General features: G+C 64.4%; 11 protein-coding genes. 10 read left to right on the top strand and 1 reads right to left on the bottom strand.

All coding sequences use genetic code 11. The features are described 5' to 3' along the window. From GTP55_RS12550 to GTP55_RS12515, 8 genes are all read left to right on the top strand, one after another. A partial coding sequence (locus GTP55_RS12550) for a flagellar hook-length control protein FliK (protein WP_161045248.1) occupies positions 1-600 on the top strand: 600 nt, incomplete at its 5' end. Positions 601-617: 17 nt separating this feature from the next. After that, the gene (locus tag GTP55_RS12545) at positions 618-1,097 is read left to right on the top strand and encodes a flagellar basal body-associated FliL family protein (RefSeq protein ID WP_229257892.1); all 480 of its coding nucleotides are present in this window, start codon (positions 618-620) and stop codon (positions 1,095-1,097) included. Positions 1,098-1,129: 32 nt separating this feature from the next. Next, complete coding sequence (locus GTP55_RS12540) at positions 1,130-1,867, top strand: FliA/WhiG family RNA polymerase sigma factor (RefSeq protein ID WP_161045282.1); 738 nt, start codon at positions 1,130-1,132, stop codon at positions 1,865-1,867. 58 nt (positions 1,868-1,925) lie between these two features. Further along, the gene (motA, locus tag GTP55_RS12535; RefSeq protein ID WP_161045246.1) at positions 1,926-2,840 is read left to right on the top strand and encodes a flagellar motor stator protein MotA; all 915 of its coding nucleotides are present in this window, start codon (positions 1,926-1,928) and stop codon (positions 2,838-2,840) included. Then, positions 2,824-3,834 (top strand): flagellar motor protein MotB, encoded by a 1,011-nt coding sequence (locus GTP55_RS12530; RefSeq protein WP_161045245.1) that lies wholly within the window; start codon positions 2,824-2,826, stop codon positions 3,832-3,834. Before motA ends, GTP55_RS12530 begins: the two co-directional genes overlap by 17 nt. 39 nt (positions 3,835-3,873) lie before the next feature. Next, positions 3,874-4,149 carry a flagellar biosynthesis anti-sigma factor FlgM gene (gene flgM / locus GTP55_RS12525; RefSeq protein ID WP_161045244.1) on the top strand — a complete coding sequence of 92 codons (276 nt, stop codon included), beginning with the start codon at positions 3,874-3,876 and terminating at the stop codon, positions 4,147-4,149. Next, complete coding sequence (gene flgN, locus GTP55_RS12520; protein WP_371868342.1) at positions 4,146-4,580, top strand: flagellar export chaperone FlgN; 435 nt, start codon at positions 4,146-4,148, stop codon at positions 4,578-4,580. Before flgM ends, flgN begins: the two co-directional genes overlap by 4 nt. Next, positions 4,567-5,331, top strand: a complete 765-nt coding sequence (locus GTP55_RS12515) for a glucosaminidase domain-containing protein (RefSeq protein ID WP_161045243.1) — start codon at positions 4,567-4,569, stop codon at positions 5,329-5,331. The genes flgN and GTP55_RS12515 overlap by 14 nt, the downstream gene beginning before the upstream one ends. On the opposite strand, the gene flgA is transcribed toward GTP55_RS12515, so the two are convergent. Further along, a complete protein-coding gene (gene flgA / locus GTP55_RS12510; RefSeq protein WP_229257891.1) occupies positions 5,312-5,998 on the bottom strand; it encodes a flagellar basal body P-ring formation chaperone FlgA in 687 nt (228 codons plus the stop codon). The genes GTP55_RS12515 and flgA overlap by 20 nt on opposite strands. 190 nt (positions 5,999-6,188) lie before the next feature. Here flgA and flgB point away from each other — a divergent pair, with 190 nt between their 5' ends. Beyond that, on the top strand, positions 6,189-6,551 hold the full coding sequence (flgB, locus tag GTP55_RS12505) for a flagellar basal body rod protein FlgB (RefSeq protein WP_161045241.1): 363 nt from the start codon (positions 6,189-6,191) through the stop codon (positions 6,549-6,551). 24 nt (positions 6,552-6,575) lie between these two features. Continuing rightward, positions 6,576-6,998, top strand: coding sequence for a flagellar basal body rod protein FlgC (gene flgC / locus GTP55_RS12500; RefSeq protein WP_161045240.1), 423 nt, complete (start codon positions 6,576-6,578; stop codon positions 6,996-6,998).

The following is a 6,998-nucleotide window of genomic DNA, read 5'->3' as shown; positions in this document are numbered from 1 at the left end:
CCGCGCGCCGCCGACAGCAACCTCAGCTATGCCGCCGCGGCCGCCAGCAGCGCCGCCGCCAGCACGGCCGGCGCCGACGATGGCAACCGCAGCCTGACCGGCGCCACCACCTCGGTCAACAACCTGAACGTCAGCCAGGGCGCGGCCCCGGCCGGCACCCCGGCCAGCAGCAGCGTGACCCTGGCCGGTTCGCCGGAACAATGGCAGCAGCCGCTGCGCGACGCGCTCGGCGACCGTCTGCAATTGCAGCTGCAACGCAATAACGACCACGCCGTGATCCGCCTGGAACCGCCGAACATGGGGAGCATCGAGATCTCGATCCGTCACAGCGCCGGTGCGCTGCAGGTCAACCTGACCGCCAGCAACAGCGAAGTGGTGCGCCAGCTCAACACCATCGGCGACAGCGTGCGCCAGGATCTGTCGACCAAGCAGTTCACCGATGTCGCCGTCACCGTGTCGTCGTCGCGGGCCCAGTCGCAGACCGACCAGGGCGGCCAGGGCGGGCGCAACGGCCAGCAGCGTGACGAATCCGGCCGCACGCCGGGCCGCGCCCTGTCCGAAGATGACAGCACCGCCACCTTTGCCATGACCGGGGAGTAATCAGCACAATGAAGAACATGAAAGTCATCATCGCTGTCGTCCTGGCTGTGGTCGTGGGCGGCGCAGTCGCCGGCGGCGCGGTCTGGTATATGTCCAAAGGCGGTGAGGAAACGGCGGCGGCGGATGGCAAGGATGCCAAGAAGAAGCCGGCCAAGAAGGAAGAAAAGAAACCCGGCGAGCCGCCCAAGTATCTGACCGTCGACAAGGTGGTGGTGATGCTGAAGCACCAGCCGGACGAAACCGTGACGCACTATCTGTCGGCCGATCTGGTGGTCTCCACCAGCGCCAAACGCGAGAAGGAAGCCAAGGAAACCCTGCCGATGCTGCGCAGCGTCGCCGTGAAAACCCTGTCCAACCTGCCGATGGCGACCGCGCGCGTGATGACCATCGACCAGTTTGCCGCAGAACTGAACAAGGCCTTCGACCACGAGTTCGAGGAAGAAGGCCGCGAGAAGCCCTTTGACGAAGTCATGATTGGCAAACTCATCGTCGAGTAAGCCGCAGCAGCATGAACACCAGTGGAGCGGGCATGGGATACGTGGAAGAATTTGCAGATACTTATGCCGAGAGTTACGGCGAGCACGGCGCCGCGCCGCTGACGCACAGCGTGGCCGACGAGCAAAAGCATCTGATGGCGTATGCGCCCTTGGTCAAGCGCATCGTGCGCCAGCTCAATTCGCAGATCGCCGGCGCCATCGACCGCGACGACATGGAGCAGATCGGCCTGATGGGTCTGCTGGAAGCACTGCGCCGTTACGGCGAGCCGGACGGCGCCTTCGGCAGCTATGCCAGCCTGCGCATCCGCGGCGCCATCCTCGATGAGCTGCGCCGCCAGGACTGGCGCCCGCGCGCGGTGCGCCAGCAAAGCCACAAATTGCGCGACGCCGTGCGCGCCCTCACCCGCAAGCTGGGCCATGAACCCAGCGAGCAGGAGATCATGAGCGGCCTGAACCTGACGGCGGACGCCTACCAGGCTTATCTGCTGGATGAGAACGCCGAGCTGATCGCCAGCTTCGACGATATCTTGCACGAAAGCCTGAGCAACGACAGCGCGCCCAGCCCGGAAGACCAGCTGGTGGTGCGCCGCAGCCTGGAGCAGGCGCTGCGCGGCCTCGACGAGCGCGAACAGCGGGTGGTGCAAATGTATTACGAGTTCGAATTGAGCTACAAGGAAATCGCCGCCGTGCTGGACCTGACCGACGCCCGCGTCTGTCAGCTGAACAAGGCGGCGCTGAACAAAATGAAAGCAGTTCTGCAAAGCGCCTGATACCCATCGGACGCGGCGCAGCAGGGATTAGAAAAATGACGCGGAAAGGCGAATCATCATGCAGCAAATAGTCGGCATTCTCATCGTTTTAGGCAGCGTCTTCGGCGGCTTCTTCATGATGGGCGGAGCATTCCATCAGATCTGGCAACCGATCGAGCTGATCGTGATTGCCGGCTCGGGCATCGGCGCGCTGGTGATCGGTAACCCGACCCACGTGCTGAAGGAGCTGATGACCCAGATCAAGAAGATCATGAAGAAGAAGTACGACTCGGAATTCCAGCGCCAGTTGCTGCTGCTGATGTACGAGCTGCTGCAACTGGCCGCCGGCGGCCTGAAGGCGCTCGACGCCCACGTCGAGGCGCCCAAGGACAGCCCGCTGTTCCAGCGCTATCCGCGCATCCTGGAAGAACCGAAACTGCTGGCCTTCATTGTCGACAACTTCCGTCTGATGGCGATGGGCAAGATCAACGCGCACGAACTCGAAGGCGTGCTGGACCAGGAACTGGAAGCCATCCACACCGAGCAGGAACAGCCGGCCAAGTCGCTCAACAAGATCGGCGAAGCGATGCCGGGCTTCGGCATTCTGGCGGCGGTGCTGGGCATCGTGATCACCATGAACACGGTGAGCGAAGGCGCGACCTCGGGCGAGATCGCCGAGCACGTCGGCGCGGCGATGGTCGGCACCTTCATCGGTATTTTCCTGTGCTACGGCCTGATCGACCCGCTGTGCAATATGCTCAAACAGCTGGTCAACTCGGAAGCGGCCAACAAGGAAACCGTCAAGGTGGTGCTGGTGACCCACGTGGCCGGCAAACCGCCGCTGCTGGCGATCGACGCCGGCCGCCGCCTGGTGCAGCTCAACATCAAGCCGAGCTTCGCCCAGCTGGAACGCTGGATCAACGATCTGGAAGGCCGCGACAGCGGTTCGTCCGACAATTCTGGTCGCGGAGGACGTGGTGCTAAAGCCGCATGATAAAGCGCATGACCAGACCATCGTCAAGCGCGGTGGCGGCAAGCACAAGCACGAGGACCACGGCGGCGCCTGGAAAGTAGCGTTCGCCGACTTCTGTCTCGCGCTGATGTGTTTGTTCCTGGTGCTGTGGCTGATGGCGGCGCGCAATACCGAATCGCTGCAACAGATCCTGACCGAGGCCGACGGCGCCAAGACCGACCAGGGCAAGGGCGTGATGCCCGAGCAGGTGGGTGGCCCGCGCGGCAGCCTGATCGACCGTTTCCCGATGCCGCACTTCGGCAGCACCGAAACCGAGGGCACCAAGAAAGCCCAGGCCGAGCAGACCGACACCCCTTCCGAACCGTCGTCCAAGGTCCGCTATGACAGCCCGGACGATCTGGCCGCGCTGTCCAAGGCGCTGACCAAGATGAGCGCCGACTACGGCCTGACCTCCAACCTGGAAGCGGTGATCACGCCCTACGGCCTGCGCGTGATGATGCACGACACCGACCGCCAGGGCATGTTCGTGCGCGGCAGCGCCGTGCCGACCGACAAGTTCCGCGCGCTGTTGCGCAAGATGGGCCCGCTGTTCAAGCAGATGGAAAACCAGATGCTGATCGTCGGCCACACCGATTCGCTGCAATACGCCGACACCAGCTATGCCGCTTTCTCCAACTGGACCTTGTCGGCCAACCGCGCCATGTCGGCCCGCGCCCAGCTGCTGGCCGGCTCGATGAATCCGGAATCGGTGCTGCAGGTGGTCGGCATGGCCGACCGCGCCCCGCTCGACACCAAGCGCGTCGACGCCGGCGTCAACCGCCGCATCGAATTGCTGATCCTGACCACCGCCCAGGCCAAGACCATCGCCGCCATGTTCGGCATGCCGGACAACAGCAGCGCCCTGATCCACGATGTCGACACCGCATTGCCGGACGCGACCGTGTTGCAGAAACTGCGCAACCAGCTCACCGGCCAGGGCGACAGTCCGTTGCGTGATCCGCGACGCAACAAATAAGACAGACGTATGGAAACCAAGCCAACAAGAGGCAACCGCATGAGAATCTCGACCCCGACTCCGGACGGCCTGGCCGTCCAGCGCGTCGCCGACAGCGCCCCGGCCGACGCCGCCGAGGCACCGGCGCCCGCCCCGGCCGCAACACCGCTGCAATCGTCGGTCATGCAGCCGGCGCTGCAGGCGATGCGCGCCATGCCGGAAATGGACCAGGAAAAAATCGACATGCTGCGCGATGCGCTGGCCAAGGGCGAACTGCCGTTCGACCCGGCCAAGCTGGCCGGGCTGATCCAGCGCTTCCACGGGAGCGAACAGTGACGGTCAGCGCAATGAGCCGCCAGGACGCCATGCGCGCCCTGCTGGCCGGCATCGCCGACGACCTGCAGGCCTATGCGCAACTGCAGGAACTGTTGCACGACCAATTCCGCGCCGCGCTGCGCCACAAGGCCAGCGAACTGCAGGCCGCCGCCGACGCTATCGGCACGCTAGTTGACGCCATGCAGCAACGGCGCAGCGATCGCGTGGCGCTGGTACAACGTTTAGTTGGTGAAACTGGCAATATGGCTCAGGCTTTTGCCTTGCTGAAAAATACGGCGCGGGAGAAAATGGAGGCGGACTGGGCATCGCTGGAAACGGCGGTACTCGAGTGCAAGCGTCTCAGCAAGCGCAACGGCGATTTGCTGGCCGAGCAATACACCATCATGCAGCGCGTGCTGCATGGCGAGGAGCAGATTTATGCGCCAGCTTAGCGGAATGCAAGCCACCGCCCCCACTGCCGCCACCGTTTCCAACATGACCGCCAGCCGCCCCACCGCGGCCACTGGCGGTGTTGCGTCTGCGGGCAGTTTCAGCAGCGCCTTTCAGCAGGTCCAGACCGACGTCGCCACCTACATCGCCAAGGGCGACGGCGGCTTTGCCAGCGATATGGCGCCGTCCCAGGCCATGAGCCTGCAAGCGATGGCGCTGCGCAACCGCGCCAGCGGCGTCATCGATGAAGAGAACGGCGCCGACAGCGACAGCCAGCAGCAGTTCCTGGCCGCGATCCAGCCGTGGGCCAAGGAAACCGCCGACAAACTGGGCGTGGCGCCGGAACTGGTGGCCGCCCATGCGGCGCTGGAATCGGGCTGGGGCAAGCAGCCGCTGAAGAACGGCGCCGCCAACGCCAACAACCTGTTCGGCATCAAGGCCGGCAGCAGCTGGCAAGGTGACGTCGCCGTCGCCAGCACCACCGAATTCGAACATGGCGCCATGCTGAAGAAGACCGAGCGCTTCCGCAGCTATCCGGACACCCGCAGCGCCTTCCGCGACTATGCCGATCTGCTGACCAGCAATCCGCGCTACGCGGCCGCCCTCAACACCGGCAGCGATGCGCGCGCCTTCGCCAGCGGACTGGCCAAGGCCGGCTATGCCACCGATCCCAACTACGCAGACAAGCTGAGCAAGGTGGCCACCCAATTGCAGCGCGGCGGCAAACTCAGTCCTACTCCGACGGAGAATTAGCCGTGACCGGCATCGACATGGGTTCCACCGTGGCGGCGCCGGTTACCCTGGCGCGTATCACCGTGCCATTGGCGTTGCGCACCCGCACCGTGTCGCCGCGGGCACCGGCGTCCAGCGCTTCGCCCGCCATGCTGACCTCGATTTCCTCGCGGCGCGCGACAATCCGCACCGGGTCGCCGCGCTTGACCACCGTCGGCGCCATCAGCAAGGTCTTGCGCACCACCTCGCCGGCCCGCAGCGCGCGCTTGCCGCTCATGCCCACCACCTCCTGCGGATCGCTGATGACATCGGTCAGCGCGCCGATTTCGTGGCGCTCCAGCAACACATCTTCGTCTGCCAGAACTTTACCAATCGCTAAGTCATTTGCCATGACGGCAATGCGCGCGCTGATCTGCGCGCGCACCACGAACTCGTATCGCCAGCCGCCGGCGCCGGCGCAGACGGCGATGAAACGCATGCGCGCCGGCTGCCGCGTATCGGCGCCCTGCACCGTGACGCCTTGGGAACAGGCCGCCAACGGCCGCGAACCGGGCACGACGGTGACGCTGAATTGCGGTTCAACCAGGCCGCTCGAGGCGGTCCAGCGCGCGACATGGTCGTGCGCGGCTTTTTCCACCAGGGTCGGCACCTGGTCGGCCGGGACTGCGCTTAAGGCGACCGGAATCAAAGAAAATGAAATGCAAACCAGCAACACGCGAGCCGAAACAGTTACAATAGGTTTGTTGAACATGAGCAATACCTCTACTATGATGCCGGAAGCGGTCGCCCACCAGGGGCCCGGCCGCCATTCTACATGGCAAGTAGCAGTTGGTACTCATGCCGATGCGTTTTACTGCAACGTCACACAGGGGAAGAAGATGGGCATTAACTTCAAAGATGCGGCTGGCGTCCACGCCGATGCACTGGCCTTGCGCGCCGACCGCACCCGCATCCTGGCGGCCAATATCGCCAATGAAAACACGCCGGGCTTCCAGGCCCGCGACATGGACTTCGGCGCCACGCTGGCCAATGTCCAGGCCGAAGGCAATGGCGACATCGGCGATGGCGGCGAAAGCGCCAACCTGTACCGCGTGCCCTACCACCCGACCCGCGACGGCAACACCGTCGAGATCGGCGTCGAACAAGCCGCCTTCTCGCAGAACGCCACCGATTTCCAGACCAGCCTGACCTTCGCCAATATGCGCTTCAAGGGTCTGGCCAAGGCCATCAGCGGCCAATAAGACCGGCCGTCACAGGAGTAGCAGATGTCGTTCAAGAATATTTCCGAGATTGCCGGGTCGGCCATGGCGGCCCAGACCGTGCGACTCAACACCATCGCCAGCAACCTGGCCAACGCCGATTCCGTGGCCGGCACCGAAGCCGACACCTACCGCGCGCGCAAGCCGGTGTTCGCCGCCGTCATGGGAGACAGCCCGGACGGCATGGCCAGCGCCGGCGGCAAAGTGCAGGTGCTGGACGTGGTGCAGTCGGCCGAGCCGCTGCGCCAGGTCTATGAGCCGGGCAATCCGATGGCCAACGGCGACGGCATGGTGTTCTACCCCAACGTCAACCAGGTGGCCGAGATGACCGACATGATGTCGGCCTCGCGCGCCTTTGAGACCAATGTTGAAGTGCTCGGCCGCATCCGCACGATGCAGCAATCCCTCCTTAAACTCGGTGAAGGCTAA

Origin of the sequence: Duganella margarita (assembly GCF_009857535.1) — a bacterium.
In the GTDB taxonomy this organism is placed as follows: Bacteria; Pseudomonadota; Gammaproteobacteria; order Burkholderiales; family Burkholderiaceae_D; genus Rugamonas; species Rugamonas margarita.
The sequence above is the reverse complement of the archived record's forward strand: the minus strand, read 5'-3'. Positions and strand labels throughout refer to the sequence as shown.